This window comes from Aeromonas sp. 130281 (assembly GCF_056642115.1).
The window spans coordinates 84026-100763 of the sequence record NZ_JBWVQS010000001.1; the positions used below are offsets into that span (position 1 = coordinate 84026).

Genomic DNA, 16738 nt, shown 5'->3' on the forward strand with positions numbered 1-16738 from the left:
GGTCAGAGGAGGAGGGCTTGCTGCACGGCGGGGCGCGCCAGCATGCGCCTGGTGTGAGCCGCCACCTTGGGAAACTCGTCGATGGCGACCCCGTCGCTCTCGAGCCAGCTGGCCACCACGAACAGGTAGATGTCGGCCAGGCTGAAACGCTCCCCCAGTACCCAGGGACCGGCCAGATAGTGGTGCTCTATCTCGGCAAACCCCTCGCGCATGTTCTGGGGCATCCTGGCCTTCATGGCGGCGATGGCGTGTTCGTCATCGGCCCAGCGGCTGCCGCGGCGGCCATGGGCATGGGAGACGTGCACCGTCGAGGCGAGGAAGCTGTGCACCTCCTGCATCCTGGCCAGCAGGAAGGGGTCGTCCAGGGGGGCGAGCCCGGTATCGGGGAAACGCTGGGCCACGTAGAGCAGCAGGGCCGGGGTTTCGGTCAGCACGCCGCGCTCCGTCACCAGGGCTGGCACCCGGCCTTTGGGGTTGATGGCAAGGTAGGCGGGGGTGCGTTGCTCCCCGGCGGCGAGATCGAGGCGCTTGATCTGGTGCGGGGCACCGGCTTCCACCAGGGCGATGCGCACCGCCATGGCACAGGTACCGGGGGCGAGATAGAGCGTCAGTTCGGACATTGCAGCTTTCCTTGTGTGGGTGATCCGGGATGAAGTGCGCGAGAGAGCGAGTCTGTCGAGTCTTGGCCATCCATCCTACGCCCATGGCGGGCCAGGGCCAAGCCAGGTAACGGAGGGGCTGGCAGAGGGCCGCACGACAGGGCGGCTGTCAGTGAAATCAATGGCTTTCTGAACGGAAGATAACAGGAAAAACGACTACGCATGCCCGGTCAAACCGCTATAATGTGCCACCTCGGAACAGTCGCTTTTGAATGTTGGATAGACAATTGAGTAATAGAATGCGGATCGGTGGAACCCTCGAACAGTCCCTCAGCCAGGGATACCGTCTGGACCTGCAAGGGGTGTTGAAAGAGGCCTGGCAACAGACCCGCCGCACCGGTTTCGCTCTGACGCTGGCCATCGCCGGGGTCATGGCAATCTGGATCCTGCTGAGCAACACCCTGCTGGCCCCCTATGTCAGCCAGGAAGGGGGTGACATGGACATGGCCCTGATATTGAGCCTGCTCATCACCGTCATCATGTCTCCCATGACCTCTTCCCTCGACATGCTGGGGTTGCAGCAGTCGGTGGGGGTGCGGGCCCGACCGAACCAGGTGTTCGACTTCTTCCGCCACTTCCTGCGTCTGGGCTCCCTGAGCCTGCTCGGCAGCCTCATCACCAGCCTGTTCGGCCCCCTGTTCGAGCTGCTCGGCCTGCCGGTGATGCTGGCCTTCATTCCCTCTGGCCTGGTGGGCATGGGGCTGCTGTTCACCGTGCCCCTGGTGCTGGAGCGCGGCCTGTCGCCGGCCCAGGCCATCCTGGTCTCCCTCAAGTTGTTCGCCCGCGGCTGGCCCAGCATAGTGCTGCTCCATGGCGTCATGCTGGCGCTGTTTTTCCTGGCCATCATCCCCATGGGCATAGGCCTTATCTGGGTGGCCCCCCTCTATTTCAATCTCAAGGGGATCCTCTATCGGGATCTGTGTGGGGTCGCCGTGGAGGTGACCGAAGTGGCGGACAATGCCGCCACCGGGCAAGGGCCCGATCATTTCAACGCGTGATGCAAAAGGATGGCATATGAAGCTGGTTCGACATGGCATGGGAGCAAGTCTGCTGATAGTGCCGGCGCTGTGCGTGGCTGCGCCCTCGCTGGATCTGCAGTACAGCACCTTCTACAGCCAGATGAAGACCTTTGCCAAGGGCGAGTTTGGTGATGCCAGGTTGGGATTTTATCTGACCGATCCGCAAAGTGGTCAGCGCTGCGGGCTCGCCTCGGCCCGGGTTTCGACCCTGGACAGGGAGGTTGCCGCCGAGGTGACCATAGACAGCGAGCTGCGCCTGCCCTATGACGACGATCTCAATCTCGACAAGGCGACCGTGGTGGTGGAGCTGACCGAACCACACGCCGCCTGCGACATGTCGGTGCAGGTGATGGCCGATGCGCCCCCTGTGTCGGATGGCCAGGGGTTCAGGGTGAGCGAGGTGGTGACACGCCAGCAGGAGATGCAGTCGCTGCTGGACAAGCTGGCCGGCATGGTCGGCAAACACTTCCTGCCGGAGATGGCGGGGGTGCGGGTGACCCTGGTGCAGCCGAGCGGCACCGCCTACCTCATCGACGGTGCCCATCAGCAGCCTCTCTCCTGGCAGGATAGCCAGCTGCTGCTTCGCAACGAGCAACTTGCCGACTTCGCGGCGGGCAGGTTGCAGCTCGAGGGGGAGATACTGCGACTGACCCCCTGGTTGCACAAGGGCTGAAGACGCCGGGTGCCGGACAGGTAAAGAAAAGGAGCGCATGGCGCTCCTTTTTCGTGGTGGCTGGCAGGGTGCTCAGCGCACCTCTATCACATCCAGCACGTCCATCTCGTCGATGTTGAGCAGGGGCGCGGTCGGCAGCTCGGGGGGATCGAATGCCTTGTCGCCGCCATCTATGATGCCGGAGTCGCGGTTGATGCTCTTGAAGTCAAACAGCTTGTGATCGAGCAGGTGGCTCGGGATCACGTCCTGAATGGCGGTGAACATGGTCTCTATCCGGCCGGGGAAGCGGCGATCCCAGTCCTGCATCATCTGCTTGATGGCCTTGCGCTGCAGGTTCTCCTGCGAGCCGCACAGGTTGCACGGGATGATGGGGAAGGCCTTGACCTCCGCATAGCGCACCAGATCCTTCTCCTTGCAGTAGGCCAGGGGACGGATCACCACGTTCTTGCCATCGTCGCTCACCAGCTTGGGGGGCATGGACTTGAGCTTGCCGCCGTAGAACATGTTGAGGAACAGGGTCTCGAGGATGTCATCCCTGTGGTGGCCGAGGGCAATCTTGGTGCAGCCCAGCTCCTGGGCGGTACGGTAGAGAATGCCACGGCGCAGGCGGGAGCAGAGCGCACAGGTGGTCTTGCCTTCCGGCACCTTGTCCTTGACGATGGAGTAGGTGTCTTCCTCGACGATCTTGAAGTCGACGCCGAGGGCGGCCAGGTATTCCGGCAGCACGTGCTCGGGGAAGCCGGGTTGCTTCTGATCCAGGTTGACGGCCACGAGATCGAAATGGATGGGGGCGCTGGCCTTCAGGCTCATCAGGATGTCGAGCATGGCGAAGCTGTCCTTGCCGCCAGACAGGCACACCATGATCTTGTCACCCTCTTCAATCATGTTGAAGTCGGCGATGGCCTGACCCACGTTGCGCCGCAGGCGTTTCTGCAGCTTGTTGAAACTGTATTTCTCTTTGGCGTTAAGCTCTTCTAGCATGGCCTCAAACCCGGGACAAAAATAAGCGGCTTATTATAGCCATGTCCCGGGGGAGGGCAAGAAACGCTTATGCAGGATGACGTCTGTCATCTACCGGGCAGCTGTAGTCATCGGGTTTGAGGATCAGGATGTCGCAGTTGAGCCGATCCACCACATGCTCTGCCGTGTTGCCGAGCAGGGCGGCGGAGAGACCGGTGCGACCGACACACCCCATGATCATCAGGGTCGACTTGAGTTCGTCCGCCATGTCCGGCAGCACCTCCTCCGGCAATCCTTCCGCCACCTTGGTCCACATGTGGTTGATGCCGAACTGATCGGCATGCTCTCGCAGCAGATCCTCGTGATGCTTGCGGATGGCGTCGTTGTAGGCGTTGGGATCGAACTCCGGCAGCTCGATGGCCACATTCACCGGCGTGCCGGGATAGGTGTTGACCAGATAGAGGTTGGAGCCGAGCAAGTCGGCGATGGCGACCCCTTCGCGGGTGATGCGCTCATTGAGGACTTTCTGCTCCATATCGTCACTCGAGCAGTTGATGGCGGCAATGATGTTGCCGCCCCGCTGCCAGTGACCCTCCTTGACCAGCAGGACGGGGCAGGGGCACTTGCGCAGCAGGTGCCAGTCGGTGGGGGTGAAGATGAAGGTTTGCAGGAAGGAGTGCTTGTGGGTCGCCTTGACCACCAGATCGTGGCGATGCTCCAGCACTTCCTGGATGACGCACTCGAAGGGGCGATTGTGCCACAGCACCTTGATCTCGCACTCCAGCCCCCTGGCGCGATAGGGTTGCAGTGTCTCGTCCAGCCACTCCCGGCGCTGGGCAATGACGCCGTGGCGCATCTCTTCCCGCTCATCCACCGACAGCATGGCGGTCATCTCGTACGAGAAGTCGTAAATCGTCAGGAGCAGGGTCAGCTGGGCGCCCTCGTCCAGCTCGGCGACCTTGACCGCGCGTTCGAGCGCGATCTGGCGCTCCTCTTCCGGGTTGATCACCACCAGAATGTTTCGGTACTTGACCATGTTCTCCTCCTTGGCAAAAACGCCAATGATGGCAACTCTTTAGCCATTACAGCTTAGCCCAAGGGGGGAGACGGGAAGGTGTGCCGGATCAAATTTCAGGGTGAACCGATCCGGCAACAGAGGGGAAAGGGGTGATCAGCCGCAGGCTGGGCGAGTGGCGCCGGCCATGACGCCGAGGGCCACGTGATCCAGCACTGTAATGTATTTGCCCTTGACGCTGATGAGGCCGGACTTCTGGAAACGACCGAGCAGGCGGCTGATGGTCTCGACGGTGAGGCCGAGATAGTTGCCTATGTCACCCCGTGTCATGGAGAGACGGAACTCCTTGGCGGAGAAGCCGCGCTCGGAGAAACGTACCGAGAGGTTGTGCAGGAAGGCGGCGAGGCGCTCTTCCGCGTTCTTCTTGGAGAGCAGCAGTATCATCTCCTGATCGCCCATGATCTCGTTGCTCATCAGGCGCATGATCTGCTGGCGGAGCTTGGGCATCTTGCCGGAGAGATCGTCGAGCACATCGAACGGGATCTCGCACACCATGGCAGTTTCCAGCGCCTGGGCGAAGGAGGGGTGTGCCTGCTTGTGGATGGCATCGAAACCGACCAGATCCCCTGCGAGGTGGAAGGCGGTGATCTGCTCGTCACCCTGTTCGGTGATGGTGTATGACTTGATGGTCCCGGAGCGGATGGCGTAGAGCGATTTCAGTTCATCGCCGGCCTTGAACAATTCCTCGCCCTTCTGGATCGGCTTTTTGCGCTCGATGATGCTGTCCAACTGATCGAGCTCACTGTCGTTCAGGGTGAAGGGGATGCAGAGCTGACTGATGCTGCAATCCTGGCAATGAATTGCACAGCCACCGCTCTGAATACGTCTGCCAGGTTTCTTGTCCGGGATCATAGGCTCATATGAATAATTGATTTATATCAAACAAGTTTACCACCAACTCATCCGTTTTGGATAGGGTTTCAAAAGGATGCCAGCCCGATCCAGAGGGTATGCAGGCCATAGGCAATGAGCAGCAAGGCACCGCCGAGGCGCAGGCTGCGCAGGGTCAGCCAGTAGCGCAATCTGTCTGCCAGCCCCCCCAGGGCGAATAGTGTCGGCAGGGTCCCCAGACCAAAGCTCAGCATGATGAGTGCACCGCCCCCGGCGGAGCCTGCCGCCGCGCTCCAGGTGAGCATGGAGTAGATCAGACCGCAGGGCAGCCAGCCCCACACCATGCCAAAGGGGAGGGCCTGCCAGGCCGACGTGAAGGGGATGAACTTGCCAGCCAGCGGCTTGATAAGAGGCCAGAATTTTGCGCCCATGCGTTCCAGCACCAGCACTCCCCGCCACCAGCCCGCCAGATAGAGGCCCAGGGCTATCATCAGCAGGGCCGCAACGAGGCGCAAGCCGGCGATGGCGTGCTTGCCGGCCCCGAGCTCGCTGGTGGTGGCCAGCAGCCCGCCCACCAGGGCGCCAGCCAGCACATAGCTCAGGATCCGCCCCAGGTTGTAGTTGAGCAGATAGCCAAGGCGCCCCCAGAAGTGCTGCTTCTCGGCGGGGATGGCCATGGAGAGGGCGGCGGAGACGCCGCCGCACATGGCGATGCAGTGGCCTGAGCCCGCCAGTCCCACCAGCAGGGCCCCCATCAGATCAAGGCTGCTGGTCATCGCTCGGCTGATCCTTGCCCTTGGTGGCGGGTTGCTCCTCGTCAAACAGTATGTTGGAGCCCTGGCGGTCGAGATCCTCGAACTGCTCCGAGCGAATGGCCCAGAAGAAGACGGCCCCCGCGATGATGACGAACAGGATGGCGATGGGGATCAGGACAAAAATGATGTTCATGGGAGCTACCTTGGCATTCATCCGTGGCAATCGACCCCCATGGTAACCCTGTTCGGGCAGGGGGCCAGCCGCTATCGGCGAGAAATGTGGCCTGCATCGGAGGCTGGCCACATTTTCGGCATTTTCCAGCGCGGGCTCATCGATTGAGGCGCATGGAGTTGGTGACGACTATGAGGGAGCTCAGCGACATGCCCGCCGCCGCCAGATAGGGGGGCAGCCAGCCGCTGGCCGCAAGCGGCAGCACCAGCAGGTTGTATCCGATGGACCAGGCGAAGTTCTCCTGGATGATCCTGCGGGTGCGCAGCGCCAGGGCGCGGGCGGCCAGCAGGCGGGAGAGATCGTCCGCCAGCAGTATGGCGTCGGCGCTGTTTTTCGCCAGATCCGTGCCGCCCGCCATGGCGAAGGAGGCATGGGCACCGGCCAGTACAGGAGCGTCGTTGATGCCATCTCCCACCATGATGCTGATCTCTCCCGCCGCTTCCCGGGCCTTGAGGTAGGCCAGCTTGCCATCGGGGGTAACCCCTTTCACCAGCTCATCGACCCCGAGCTCACGGGCCACGGCGTCGGCCTGAGGGGAGCTGTCGCCGGTGAGGATGGTGGTCTGCAGCCCGGCTGCCTTGAAGGCCTGGATCAGGGCACCGGCATCCGCACGCAGCGTATCGGCCAGGGTGAAGCGGGCCAGGGGTCCGGTCTCGTCGGCCAGATAGATGGCCAGCCCCTGGGTCGCCTCCTGCTCATCAGCCAGCCCGAGCCAGCGGGCACTGCCGATGCGGTAATGCTTGCCCGCTATCCTGCCCTGGATGCCGTGGCCGATGACGGGGGTCACCTCGCTGGCTGCCAGCAGCACGGCATCGTCTGCCCCCTTGCTGCGAAACGCGCGGGCTATGGGGTGTTCGGAGTAGGCTTCCAGGGCGCGGGCGATGTCCAGGCACTCGTCTTCGCCAAGCTCCGCCAGGGGCTGGACGCCCACCAGGCTGATGTTGCCCGTGGTCAGGGTCCCGGTCTTGTCCATCACGATGCGGTTGGCCCGGGTCAGCACGTCCAGTACGTGGCCGCGGCGCAGCAGTATGCCGCTGCGGGTCAGGTGGGCGGTGGCCGAGGTGAGCGCCGTCGGGGTCGCCAGCGACAGGGCGCAGGGGCAGGTGGCCACCAGCACCGACAGGGTGACCCAGAAGGCCCGCTCCGGGGCATGGAAGTGCCAGAAGGTCCAGACCGCGGCCGCAATGAGCAGCAGCACCAGGATGAAATGGCGGGAGAGCACATCCGCCAGCTGGGCGATGGCGGGTTTGTCGTCCAGCGCGCTGTCCTGCAGCCGCATGATCTGGGCGAGGCGCGACTCTTCGATGGGGTGGCTGACCCGGATCTCCAGCGGTGCATCCGTGCTGATGGTGCCGGCGAAGACGGGATCCCCCGCCTGCTTGAGCAGGGGCAGTTGCTCGCCGGTCAGCATGGCTTCGTTGAGGCTGGCCTGCCCCAGGGTGATGATGCCGTCTGCCGGCAGGGTTGCCCCGGCCAGCACCCGGACCCTGTCCCCCATCCGCAGCGTCTTGGCGGCCACCTCGTGTTCGCCATCTGCATCGATGCGGGTGGCCATGATGGGCACCAGGCGCGCCAGGTTGGAGCTGGACTCGGATGCCTTGCGCCTCGCCCTCAACTCGAGCAGGCGCCCCAGCAGCAGGAAGAAGACGAACATGGTGATGGAGTCGTAATAGACCTCACCCGTGTTGAAGACGGTGGCCCAGATGGAGGCGACGAAGGCACCGATGAGGGCCAGCGACACAGAGACATCCATGGAGAGGTGGCCCTGTTTCAGGCTGCGCCAGGCCCCTGCGTAAAATGGCTGGGCCGAGTAGATCATGATGGGGGTGGAGAGCAGCAGGCTTATCCACTTGAAGTAGATCATGAACTCCTCTTCCACGCTGATGAAGAGGTCCATGTAGAGCGCCACGGCGCACATCATCACCTGCATGGAGCCGAGGCCGGCCAGCGCCATGCGGAACATGTAGTTGCGCACCTCGCGGGCGTAGAGGGCCTCCTGGCTGTGGGTCTGGAACGGATAGGCGCGATAGCCAATCTTGGCGAATCCCTTGAGGATGTCGCTTAACGAGAGCCTGTCCGGATCCCACTTGATGCGGGCGCGGTGGGTGGTGGTGTTGACGTTGACATAGTGAAGACCCGCGAGCCCCATCAGGTGGCGCTCGATAAGCCAAGCGCAGGCGGCGCAGGTCAGCCCTTCCACGCTGAGCTGGATCTCCCGCAGGGTACCGGTTTCGGTGACGAACTCCTGCTGCACTTCGGCCAGATCGTAGTGGGTGAGGGCCGCCAGCTCGCTGGGAACCAGCTCCCCCTTGATGCCGGGGGCGGTGCGGTGTTCGTAGTAACTGGCAAGGCCGCATTCGAGAATGGTCTGTGCCACGGCCTGGCAACCAGGGCAGCACATGGGTTGCACTATCCCCTTGATCTCCAGGGTAAAGTCACTGCCAGTGGGAACCGGTTCACCACAGTGAAAACAGCCGGTCATGGTCATTAACCCTCTTGGAAGCTGCCCGTGCGGGCGAGATAAGGGAGGACGCCGTCATGCCTGGATGAACGCTGCCGCTCATCCCGGGCTCAGCGTCCCCTGGGATCGAGTTCCACCGGGGCCTTGGTCGGCAGCTGGGCCGTCTCTTGCAGGCGCCACTCGTGGTTGAAGGCATCGACCCGGATGTGCCACTTGCCGCTGAGGGGCTTGTCCAGCATCAGGCGATAGACTCCCTTGCCATCGGCCGTGAGCAGATGATCACTGTCCAGACCGGCCAGGGTCGGGTGGAACAGGGAGAGGTGCAGCGCCTGACCGGCGGGGATCTCCCCCGACAGCGGCTTCAGGGTCAGCTCCTTGTCGCTGACCGAGAGCTCTACGCGGATGCCGAGGGCCTCGGCGCGATCGAACTTGCTGAGATCCTGATTAATCTCCTTGCCCTGCTTGTAATAGTCTTCCGCCACCAGGTTGACCCCATCCTTGCTGGCGATGATGGCGGTGGCGATGCTGCCTACCACGGCGGCGCAGGGGAGGGCGATGATGAACCAGGGCCAGAATTGGCGATACCAGGGTTGAGTCATGGTGCTACCGAAACAAATGGTTAACGAAATGGAGGGATTCTAGCCAACACAAGATAACAAAAAGCCTCGAAGAGTCGAGGCTTTTTGCTGAGTAATCACGTGCTTATCACATGTTACTGCTTATTTTACTGCGCCTGGTGGGACAAACTGTAGACATAGGACGCCAGCAGGTGGACCTTGTCTTCTCCCAGGATATCCTTCCAGGCCGGCATCACGCCGTGACGCCCGTGGGTGATGGTCTGCTCGACCACCTGGCGGGAGCCGCCATACAACCAGGTGTTGTTGGTGAGATCCGGCGCGCCGAAGGCGATGCCGCCCTTGGCATCCGGGCCGTGACAGGCGGCGCACATGGCGAAACGCGCCTCACCCTTCTTGGCTTCCACCAGATCCACCTTGCGGCCGGAGAGGCTCAGCACATAGGAGGCCACTTCCTTGACCCCGTCCTGACCCAGGATCTCGCCCCAGGCGGCCATTATCCCCTGGCGACCGCCCATGATGGTGGTCTTGATCTGGTCGGGCGCGCCGCCCCATTGCCATTCGCTGTCGGTCAGGTTCGGGAAACCGCGACCACCGCGGGCATCGGAGCCGTGGCACTGGGAGCAGTTCTGCAGGAACAGACGCTGACCCACTTTCAGGGCTTCCGGGTCCTTGGCGATCTCGGTGATCTCCTTGTAGCTCTTGCCATCGGCCTGGTAGGTCAGCTCGCGGAACTTGGCGCCATAGATCTCGTCGGCCTTGGCCAGTTCCCGATCGTACTCCACCGCGCGCCCTTCATCCTTGGCAGAGGCTGCCGCCGCCTTGGATTCTGCCAGGGAGCGAACGTCCTGGTTGGAGCTCTGCCAGCCCAGCAACCCCTTGAAGTTGCCCAGACCCGGGAAGGCGAGCAGGTAGATGAGACCGGTGACGATGAAGAAGAGGAACATATAGGACCACCACTTCGGCAGGGGGTTGTTGATCTCCTCTATGCCGTCGAAGGTGTGCCCCATGGGCTTGCCCTCTTCGGTCCCCATCTTGTCCCTCATGCACCACATCAGCAGCAGGAAGCAGCCGAGTATGGTGCCCAGACTTATGACGGTCACAAAAATGCTAAACAAAGTGCTCATTATTGCTTCGCTCCTGCGTTCTTGTTATCAGCACTGGGTTGCTCGTCATCGGCAAAGACCAGGTTGGCAGCCTCATCGAAGGAGGCCTTGCGGCGCTTGCTGTATGCCCAGACGATGATGCCGATCATGATGATCATCAGCAGCAGGGTGTACAGGCCGCGAAATGTGCCGTAATCCATATCCCGACTCCTTATTTCAGGGCATGACCCAGTGATTGCAGATAGGCCACCAGCGCATCCAGCTCGGTCTTGCCCTTGACTGCCTCGGCCGCACCCTCGATGTCGGCATCGGTATAGGGCACCCCGAAGTGATCCCGGAACAGCGCCAGCTTCTTGCCGGTCAGTTCACCGGTCAGGACGTTGGTCTCGAGCCAGGGGAAGGCGGGCATGTTGGATTCCGGCACCACGTCGCGCGGGTTGATGAGGTGGGCGCGATGCCAGTCGTCGGAGTAGCGGCCGCCGACCCGGGCCAGATCCGGACCTGTGCGCTTGGAGCCCCACAGGAAGGGGTGCTCCCACACGCTCTCACCGGCGACCGAGTAGTGGCCGTAACGCTCGGTCTCGGCGCGGAACGGGCGGATCATCTGGCTGTGGCAGACGGTGCAGCCTTCGCGGATGTAGATGTCGCGTCCTTCCATCTGCAGGGCGGTGTAGGCCTTGAGGCCCTCCACCGGCTCGTTGGTCTGCTTCTGGAAGAACAGCGGCGTGATCTCGACCAGGCCCCCCAGGCTGATGGCAAAGATGATGCCTATCACCAGCATGGGGACGCTCTTTTCAAATATTTCGTGACGGTTGTTGTTGCTCATGCTTTAAACCCCTTCAGATCAGGCTGGCTGTGCGACGGGTTCCAGGGAACCCTTGGGCGCAGTGACGGTGCGATAGGCGTTGTAAGCCATCAGCAGCATGCCGGTGACGAAGAAGCAGCCACCCAGGAAGCGCACGAAGTAGAAGGGATAGGAAGCTTGCAGCGCCTCCACGAAGCTGTAGGTCAGGGTGCCGTCATCGTTGACCGCACGCCACATCAGACCTTGCATCACCCCGGAAATCCACATGGAGACGATGTAGAGCACAGTGCCCACGGTCGCCAGCCAGAAGTGAACGTTGATCAGGCGGATGCTGTACATGCGGCCCTGATCGAACAGGTTCGGGATCAGGTGATACACGGCGCCGATGGATACCATGGCAACCCAGCCCAGGGCACCGGAGTGGACGTGACCTATGGTCCAGTCGGTGTAGTGGGAGAGGGCGTTGACCGTCTTGATGGCCATCATGGGCCCTTCGAAGGTGGACATGCCGTAGAACGACAGGGAGACGATCAGGAAGCGCAGTATGGGGTCATAGCGCAGCTTGTGCCAGGCACCGGACAGGGTCATGATGCCGTTGATCATGCCGCCCCAGGAGGGGACGAACAGGATGAGGGACATCACCATGCCCAGGGACTGGGCCCAGTCGGGCAGGGCGGTGTAGTGCAGATGGTGCGGACCGGCCCAGATATAAAGGGAGATCAGCGCCCAGAAGTGCACTATGGAGAGGCGGTAGGAGTAGACCGGACGTCCCGCCTGCTTGGGCACGAAGTAGTACATCATGCCGAGGAAGCCGGCGGTGAGCAGGAAGCCGACCGCGTTGTGGCCATACCACCACTGCACCATGGCATCCATGGCACCTGAGTACATGGAGTAGGACTTCATGCCCGAGAGCGGCACTTCCATGTTGTTGACGATGTGCAGCACCGCCACCGTGATGATGAAGGCCCCGAAGAACCAGTTCGCCACATAGATGTGGGAGGTGGTGCGCTTGACCAGGGTGCCGAAGAAGACGATGGCATAGCTCACCCAGACCACGGCGATGGCGATGTCGATGGGCCACTCCAGCTCGGCATACTCCTTGGAAGTGGTGTATCCCAGTGGCAGTGTGATGGCGGCGGCGAGGATGATCGCCTGCCAGCCCCAGAACACGAAGGAGGCGAGCGGGCCGCCAAACAGCCTGACCTGACAGGTACGCTGTACCACGTAGAAGGAGGTGGCCATCAGCGCGCTGCAGCCAAACGCGAAGATGACCGCGTTGGTGTGCAGGGGACGCAGGCGGCTGTAGGTCAGCCAGGGGGTATCAAAGTTGAGGGCAGGCCAGATCAACTGGGCTGCGATCAGTACACCAACCGACATACCGACAATTCCCCAGACAATCGTCATGACGGTGAACTGGCGCACAACGGTGTAGTTGTACTCAGGGTGGTTTGTTGTATGGCTCATCGTTGTATTCCGCTTCCGATGCTGTTGTTTGTTTTTCGCCCGGTAATCGGGGCCATTTTCACCCCTGATTTGCCAAATCCTCCCGTTAACATCTGTTAATAAAAGGAAAAGCAAAAGGTGGTTAAATGAAAATTCATTGAGAATGATACTGAACTGACCGGTAAAATAACAGTACAAACAGTGATATATTTGGCTCCAGCGGGTCCCGCGCTCCCTGGTTTTTTACCTTGCGCGAGATCACGAAAATCGCATTTTTAAAGTACCTTACAGGGCTGTTTTTTCATGAAAGAGAGACTCACTTCACGCAAAATCGTGCACTTGACCATGGTGCTGGCCATTTTGCTCTCCCTGATGGCCTATCGGACCTGGTTTTCGGCTCCGCCGGGCGGGGAGACGACGGGAACAAATGATCAGATTTGTGATCTGTCCCACAGCAGTTGTGCCCTTCTGGTCGGTGACAAGCCCCTGACGGCCAGCATAGATGGCTTGCCGATCCGTCCTGAACATGACTTTGTGTTGCGCCTTCAGGGGGGCTCCCCCGCCATCACCCCCATCAAGGCCTGGCTGGAGGGCAGGACCATGTTCATGGGGGTCATCCCGGTGCAGCTCGAGGCGAAGGAGGGGGGCTGGCAGGGGACCGCTCAGGTAGGAAGTTGCACCACAGATGCCATGGAGTGGCTGCTCAATATCGAGTGGAGCAATGGCCAGCGCCAGCAACTGGCGCTGGGGGTTTCCCCCTGACAGCAGGCTGCCGTTTGCGGCCCAGGAGGGGGGAGAAGTGAAATTTGATTTGAATTTTTCAGGCAGGTCGGTACCTTGCATTCATTATCAAGGAGTGAAGTTCATTTAATCATGATTGAAAAACAAGCATTTTATCGCACCCTCAACCAGCAGGCCCAGGCGCTGCTGGAGGGTGAACCCGACCTGATTGCCAACCTGGCGAACCTGTCTGCCCTGCTCAATCAGGAGCTGGCCGACATCAACTGGGTCGGTTTTTACCTGTTGCAAGGGGAGACCCTGGTGCTCGGCCCCTTCCAGGGTAAGCCGGCCTGCGTGCGCATTCCGGTGGGCCGCGGCGTCTGTGGCACGGCGGTGGCCGAGGGTAAGACCCAGCTGGTGGACGACGTACACCAGTTCACGGGTCACATCGCCTGCGACGGCGCCAGCAATTCGGAAATCGTGATTCCGCTGCGTCGCGGTGGTGAGATCATCGGGGTGCTGGACGTGGATAGTCCGATTTTTAACCGTTTCGACCAGGAGGACCGGATTGGCCTCGAAGAAACGGTGCAAATTTTGGAAAGCATGCTCTAAGTCATTGCTAGATGGTTCGCAAAAGGTCCCAAGCTCTCTATAATAGGGCCTTTGTTGTGTTCGGGCATGCCCGTGCGTCTATATGAAAGCCAAGGTTATACATGGAAAACACTGAAAAGCTGAAGAACAGTAAAGAGATCGTTGCCTACCTGGTCGAGAAATTCCCGGCCTGCTTCATCGCTGAAGGAGAGGCCAAGCCACTCAAGATTGGCATCTTCCAGGATCTGGCCGCGCGTCTTGCTGATGACGAGAGAGTCTCCAAGACCATGCTGCGCTCTGCTCTGCGTCAATACACCTCCAGCTGGCGTTACCTGCATGGCCTCAAGGCTGGCCAGGCCCGTGTCGATCTGGATGGCAACCCCGGTGAGCTGCTGACCGAAGAGCACATCGAACATGCCAAACAGGCCCTCAAGGAGAGCAAAGAGCGTGTCTTTGCCAGCCGCCGCACCAACACCAAGGAGAAGGAAGACAAGCCCAAGCAGCCGCGCCGAAACGCGCCGCGCAAGGCCGATGCTCCTCGCTCCGACAAGCCCAGGTCCGCTCCCAAGGCCGCGCCTGTAGCTGATGCTCCCCTGGTCAAAGTGGATGCCGCCACCCTGAAAGTGGATCAAGGCGTGCGCGTCGTGCTGGGCAAGTCTCCCGTGCCTGCGACCATCAAGGAAGTGACCAAGGATGACGTACAGGTTCAATTGCAGACCGGCATGATGTTGCGGGTCAAGTTCGAGCATCTGGTTCTCTAAGGAGACGAATGTTGAAGCATGGCGTGATTCGTTTTTCCCTCGTTGCCTGTAGCCTGGCGCTCGCCGGGCTCGCACAGGCCATCGAGCCGGTGCTCAAGGAAAGTGATTTGCCTGTGTTGGCTCAGGAGAGCCAACATGCTACGGCCAGCAAGCGAATTGCCAATCTGTTTACCCGCTCTCACTACAAACAGTTCAAGTTGGACGATGCCTTTTCCTCCGTGATATTTGACAAATATCTGGAGAATCTGGACTACAGCCGCAACCTGTTTCTGGCCTCTGACATCAGCCGTTTTGAAAAGTACCGTACCGGTTTTGACACCGACCTCGAGAGAGGGCGCCTGGCTCCGGCCTACGAGATGTTCAACCTGAGTCAGCAGCGGCGTTACGAGCGGTTCGAATACGCCCTCAAACTGCTCGACACTCCCCTGGATTTCACCCAGCCTGACAATTACATCTTCGATCGGGAAGGGGCTCCCTGGCCCAAAGACGAGGCCGAGCTCAACGAGCTGTGGCGTCAACGGGTCAAGTTCGATGCCCTGAGCCTCAAGCTCAGCGGCAAGGAGTGGCCCGAGATCAAGGAGCTGCTTGGCAAGCGTTACAACAACGCCATCAAGCGGATGTCCCAGACCGAGAGCGAGGATGTGTTCCAGCTCTTCATGAACTCCTTCGCCCGTGCCATCGAGCCCCACACCAGCTACCTCTCGCCGCGCAGCGCCGATCGCTTCAACACCGAGATGAACCTCTCGCTGGAGGGCATAGGTGCCGTGCTGCAGGCGGAAGATGACTTCACCGTCATCCGCTCCCTGGTGCCCGGCGGCCCGGCGGCCAAGTCCAACCACCTCAAGCCCGATGACAAGATCACCGGGGTAGGGCAGGACGATGGCAAGATTGTCGATGTGATCGGCTGGCGTCTCGATGACGTGGTCGAACTCATCAAGGGACCCAAGGGCAGCAAGGTGAAGCTGGAGATCCAGCGCGGCAAGGGCGCGACCGCCAAGACCGAGCTGGTGGAGCTGACCCGCGACAAGGTGCGCCTGGAAGACAGGGCCGCCAAGTCCAAGGTGATCAACGCCGAAGGCAAGAAGATAGGGGTACTCGAGATCCCGAGCTTCTACGTCAATCTCCATGACGACGTCATCAAGGAGCTCTCCAGCCTCAACAAGCAGAAGATCGATGGTCTCATCGTCGACCTGCGCGGCAACGGCGGCGGCGCCCTGACGGAAGCCTCCGCCCTGAGCGGTCTGTTCTTCGCCAGTGGTCCCGTGGTGCAAATTCGTGATCACATGGGTCGTATCACCGTCAACGGTGACGATGACGGCAACGTCTACTACGGCGGCCCCATGTCGGTGATGATCGACCGCTACAGCGCCTCGGCCTCCGAGATCTTCGCCGCCGCCATGCAGGATTACGGCCGCGCCCTGATCCTCGGCGAGAACTCGTTCGGCAAGGGGACGGTGCAGCAGCATCGCAGCCTCGCCAAGGTCTACGACTTCTACGAGCAGCCGCTGGGTCACGTGCAGTACACCATCGCCAAGTTCTACCGGATCGATGGCGGCAGTACCCAGAACAAGGGGGTGGCGCCGGACATCGACTTCCCGACCGCCGTCTCGCCGGACGAGACCGGGGAGAGCCGGGAGTTCAACGCCCTGCCTTGGGACAAGATAGCTTCGGCCAGTTACGACAAGCTGGGGGACTTCTCCAGTCTGCTGCCCAGGTTGAAGTCGGCTCACGAGGCGCGGATCGCCAAGGATCCTGAATTTGCCTACGTGATGCAGGACATCAAGGAGTATCAGGAGGACAAGGACAAGAAGTCGGTCTCCCTGAACGAAGCCGAGCGACTGGCGGATCAGGCCAAGCAGGACGAGAAGGCGCTGGCGCGAGCCAACGAGCGACTGACCCGCCTTGGCAAGCCGACGGTGAAGAGCCTGGATGAACTGCCTGCCGATTTCGAGGCCCCCGACGAGTATCAGATCGAAGCCGCGAACATCACGGCGGATCTGGCGAGACTCAGCAAGGGCTGAATGTCCAGGGTGACATCCACATGAATGCAAGGGCGACTCAGGTCGCCCTCT

Annotated in this window: 18 protein-coding genes; 6 read left to right on the forward strand and 12 right to left on the reverse strand. The window is 61.1% G+C overall.

The window, feature by feature from the left end; all coding sequences use genetic code 11:
* Nucleotides 1-2 precede the first annotated feature (2 nt).
* The gene (locus AC1IN8_RS00400) at nucleotides 3-620 is read right to left on the reverse strand and encodes a glutathione S-transferase family protein (RefSeq protein WP_479757676.1); all 618 of its coding nucleotides are present in this window, start codon (nucleotides 618-620) and stop codon (nucleotides 3-5) included.
* Nucleotides 621-898: 278 nt separating this feature from the next.
* Between AC1IN8_RS00400 and AC1IN8_RS00405 the strand changes: the two genes are divergently transcribed.
* Together AC1IN8_RS00405 and AC1IN8_RS00410 are read left to right on the forward strand one after the other, a co-directional pair.
* Nucleotides 899-1657 carry a hypothetical protein gene (locus AC1IN8_RS00405; protein WP_479757677.1) on the forward strand — a complete coding sequence of 253 codons (759 nt, stop codon included), beginning with the start codon at nucleotides 899-901 and terminating at the stop codon, nucleotides 1655-1657.
* Between the two features lie 16 nt (nucleotides 1658-1673).
* The gene (locus tag AC1IN8_RS00410) at nucleotides 1674-2351 is read left to right on the forward strand and encodes a DUF2987 domain-containing protein (protein WP_479757678.1); all 678 of its coding nucleotides are present in this window, start codon (nucleotides 1674-1676) and stop codon (nucleotides 2349-2351) included.
* Between the two features lie 72 nt (nucleotides 2352-2423).
* Here the strand turns inward: AC1IN8_RS00410 and ttcA are convergent, their stop codons facing one another.
* From ttcA to ccoN, 11 genes are all read right to left on the reverse strand, one after another.
* A complete protein-coding gene (gene ttcA, locus AC1IN8_RS00415; protein ID WP_025327018.1) occupies nucleotides 2424-3332 on the reverse strand; it encodes a tRNA 2-thiocytidine(32) synthetase TtcA in 909 nt (302 codons plus the stop codon).
* Nucleotides 3333-3399: 67 nt separating this feature from the next.
* Nucleotides 3400-4347: a universal stress protein UspE gene (gene uspE, locus AC1IN8_RS00420; RefSeq protein ID WP_479757679.1), complete on the reverse strand. Its 948-nt coding sequence runs from the start codon at nucleotides 4345-4347 to the stop codon at nucleotides 3400-3402.
* 135 nt (nucleotides 4348-4482) lie between these two features.
* The gene (locus tag AC1IN8_RS00425; RefSeq protein ID WP_025327016.1) at nucleotides 4483-5238 is read right to left on the reverse strand and encodes an FNR family transcription factor; all 756 of its coding nucleotides are present in this window, start codon (nucleotides 5236-5238) and stop codon (nucleotides 4483-4485) included.
* Between the two features lie 68 nt (nucleotides 5239-5306).
* The gene (locus AC1IN8_RS00430) at nucleotides 5307-5993 is read right to left on the reverse strand and encodes a sulfite exporter TauE/SafE family protein (protein ID WP_479757680.1); all 687 of its coding nucleotides are present in this window, start codon (nucleotides 5991-5993) and stop codon (nucleotides 5307-5309) included.
* Nucleotides 5977-6165, reverse strand: a complete 189-nt coding sequence (gene ccoS / locus AC1IN8_RS00435) for a cbb3-type cytochrome oxidase assembly protein CcoS (protein WP_139434446.1) — start codon at nucleotides 6163-6165, stop codon at nucleotides 5977-5979. The genes AC1IN8_RS00430 and ccoS overlap by 17 nt, the downstream gene beginning before the upstream one ends.
* Before the next feature lie 136 nt (nucleotides 6166-6301).
* Nucleotides 6302-8686 carry a heavy metal translocating P-type ATPase gene (locus AC1IN8_RS00440; protein ID WP_479758449.1) on the reverse strand — a complete coding sequence of 795 codons (2385 nt, stop codon included), beginning with the start codon at nucleotides 8684-8686 and terminating at the stop codon, nucleotides 6302-6304.
* Between the two features lie 89 nt (nucleotides 8687-8775).
* Entirely contained in the window at nucleotides 8776-9264 is a 489-nt protein-coding gene (locus AC1IN8_RS00445) for a FixH family protein (protein WP_139434448.1), read from the reverse strand.
* A gap of 125 nt (nucleotides 9265-9389) precedes the next feature.
* The gene (gene ccoP, locus AC1IN8_RS00450) at nucleotides 9390-10367 is read right to left on the reverse strand and encodes a cytochrome-c oxidase, cbb3-type subunit III (RefSeq protein ID WP_139434450.1); all 978 of its coding nucleotides are present in this window, start codon (nucleotides 10365-10367) and stop codon (nucleotides 9390-9392) included.
* Complete coding sequence (locus tag AC1IN8_RS00455) at nucleotides 10367-10546, reverse strand: cbb3-type cytochrome oxidase subunit 3 (RefSeq protein ID WP_005329633.1); 180 nt, start codon at nucleotides 10544-10546, stop codon at nucleotides 10367-10369. The genes ccoP and AC1IN8_RS00455 overlap by 1 nt, the downstream gene beginning before the upstream one ends.
* 11 nt (nucleotides 10547-10557) lie before the next feature.
* Nucleotides 10558-11172 (reverse strand): cytochrome-c oxidase, cbb3-type subunit II, encoded by a 615-nt coding sequence (ccoO, locus tag AC1IN8_RS00460; RefSeq protein ID WP_106886750.1) that lies wholly within the window; start codon nucleotides 11170-11172, stop codon nucleotides 10558-10560.
* Nucleotides 11173-11190: 18 nt separating this feature from the next.
* Nucleotides 11191-12615, reverse strand: a complete 1425-nt coding sequence (gene ccoN, locus AC1IN8_RS00465) for a cytochrome-c oxidase, cbb3-type subunit I (RefSeq protein ID WP_106886751.1) — start codon at nucleotides 12613-12615, stop codon at nucleotides 11191-11193.
* Between the two features lie 282 nt (nucleotides 12616-12897).
* On the opposite strand from ccoN, the gene AC1IN8_RS00470 reads away from it, so the two are divergent.
* From AC1IN8_RS00470 to prc, 4 genes are all read left to right on the forward strand, one after another.
* Nucleotides 12898-13356 carry a hypothetical protein gene (locus AC1IN8_RS00470; protein ID WP_479757681.1) on the forward strand — a complete coding sequence of 153 codons (459 nt, stop codon included), beginning with the start codon at nucleotides 12898-12900 and terminating at the stop codon, nucleotides 13354-13356.
* A gap of 111 nt (nucleotides 13357-13467) precedes the next feature.
* Entirely contained in the window at nucleotides 13468-13926 is a 459-nt protein-coding gene (locus AC1IN8_RS00475; RefSeq protein ID WP_005329612.1) for a GAF domain-containing protein, read from the forward strand.
* A gap of 101 nt (nucleotides 13927-14027) precedes the next feature.
* The gene (proQ, locus tag AC1IN8_RS00480) at nucleotides 14028-14666 is read left to right on the forward strand and encodes an RNA chaperone ProQ (protein WP_139434456.1); all 639 of its coding nucleotides are present in this window, start codon (nucleotides 14028-14030) and stop codon (nucleotides 14664-14666) included.
* Between the two features lie 8 nt (nucleotides 14667-14674).
* The gene (prc, locus tag AC1IN8_RS00485) at nucleotides 14675-16687 is read left to right on the forward strand and encodes a carboxy terminal-processing peptidase (RefSeq protein WP_139434458.1); all 2013 of its coding nucleotides are present in this window, start codon (nucleotides 14675-14677) and stop codon (nucleotides 16685-16687) included.
* Nucleotides 16688-16738: the final 51 nt, after the last annotated feature.

Coding starts and splice junctions, on each gene's coding strand:
- AC1IN8_RS00400 (WP_479757676.1), bottom strand. CDS start 620: ATGTCCGAACTGACGCTCTATCTCGCCCCCGGTACCTGTGCCATGGCG.
- AC1IN8_RS00405 (WP_479757677.1), top strand. CDS start 899: ATGCGGATCGGTGGAACCCTCGAACAGTCCCTCAGCCAGGGATACCGT.
- AC1IN8_RS00410 (WP_479757678.1), top strand. CDS start 1,674: ATGAAGCTGGTTCGACATGGCATGGGAGCAAGTCTGCTGATAGTGCCG.
- ttcA (WP_025327018.1), bottom strand. CDS start 3,332: ATGCTAGAAGAGCTTAACGCCAAAGAGAAATACAGTTTCAACAAGCTG.
- uspE (WP_479757679.1), bottom strand. CDS start 4,347: ATGGTCAAGTACCGAAACATTCTGGTGGTGATCAACCCGGAAGAGGAG.
- AC1IN8_RS00425 (WP_025327016.1), bottom strand. CDS start 5,238: ATGATCCCGGACAAGAAACCTGGCAGACGTATTCAGAGCGGTGGCTGT.
- AC1IN8_RS00430 (WP_479757680.1), bottom strand. CDS start 5,993: ATGACCAGCAGCCTTGATCTGATGGGGGCCCTGCTGGTGGGACTGGCG.
- ccoS (WP_139434446.1), bottom strand. CDS start 6,165: ATGAACATCATTTTTGTCCTGATCCCCATCGCCATCCTGTTCGTCATC.
- AC1IN8_RS00440 (WP_479758449.1), bottom strand. CDS start 8,686: ATGACCGGCTGTTTTCACTGTGGTGAACCGGTTCCCACTGGCAGTGAC.
- AC1IN8_RS00445 (WP_139434448.1), bottom strand. CDS start 9,264: ATGACTCAACCCTGGTATCGCCAATTCTGGCCCTGGTTCATCATCGCC.
- ccoP (WP_139434450.1), bottom strand. CDS start 10,367: ATGAGCACTTTGTTTAGCATTTTTGTGACCGTCATAAGTCTGGGCACC.
- AC1IN8_RS00455 (WP_005329633.1), bottom strand. CDS start 10,546: ATGGATTACGGCACATTTCGCGGCCTGTACACCCTGCTGCTGATGATC.
- ccoO (WP_106886750.1), bottom strand. CDS start 11,172: ATGAGCAACAACAACCGTCACGAAATATTTGAAAAGAGCGTCCCCATG.
- ccoN (WP_106886751.1), bottom strand. CDS start 12,615: ATGAGCCATACAACAAACCACCCTGAGTACAACTACACCGTTGTGCGC.
- AC1IN8_RS00470 (WP_479757681.1), top strand. CDS start 12,898: ATGAAAGAGAGACTCACTTCACGCAAAATCGTGCACTTGACCATGGTG.
- AC1IN8_RS00475 (WP_005329612.1), top strand. CDS start 13,468: ATGATTGAAAAACAAGCATTTTATCGCACCCTCAACCAGCAGGCCCAG.
- proQ (WP_139434456.1), top strand. CDS start 14,028: ATGGAAAACACTGAAAAGCTGAAGAACAGTAAAGAGATCGTTGCCTAC.
- prc (WP_139434458.1), top strand. CDS start 14,675: ATGTTGAAGCATGGCGTGATTCGTTTTTCCCTCGTTGCCTGTAGCCTG.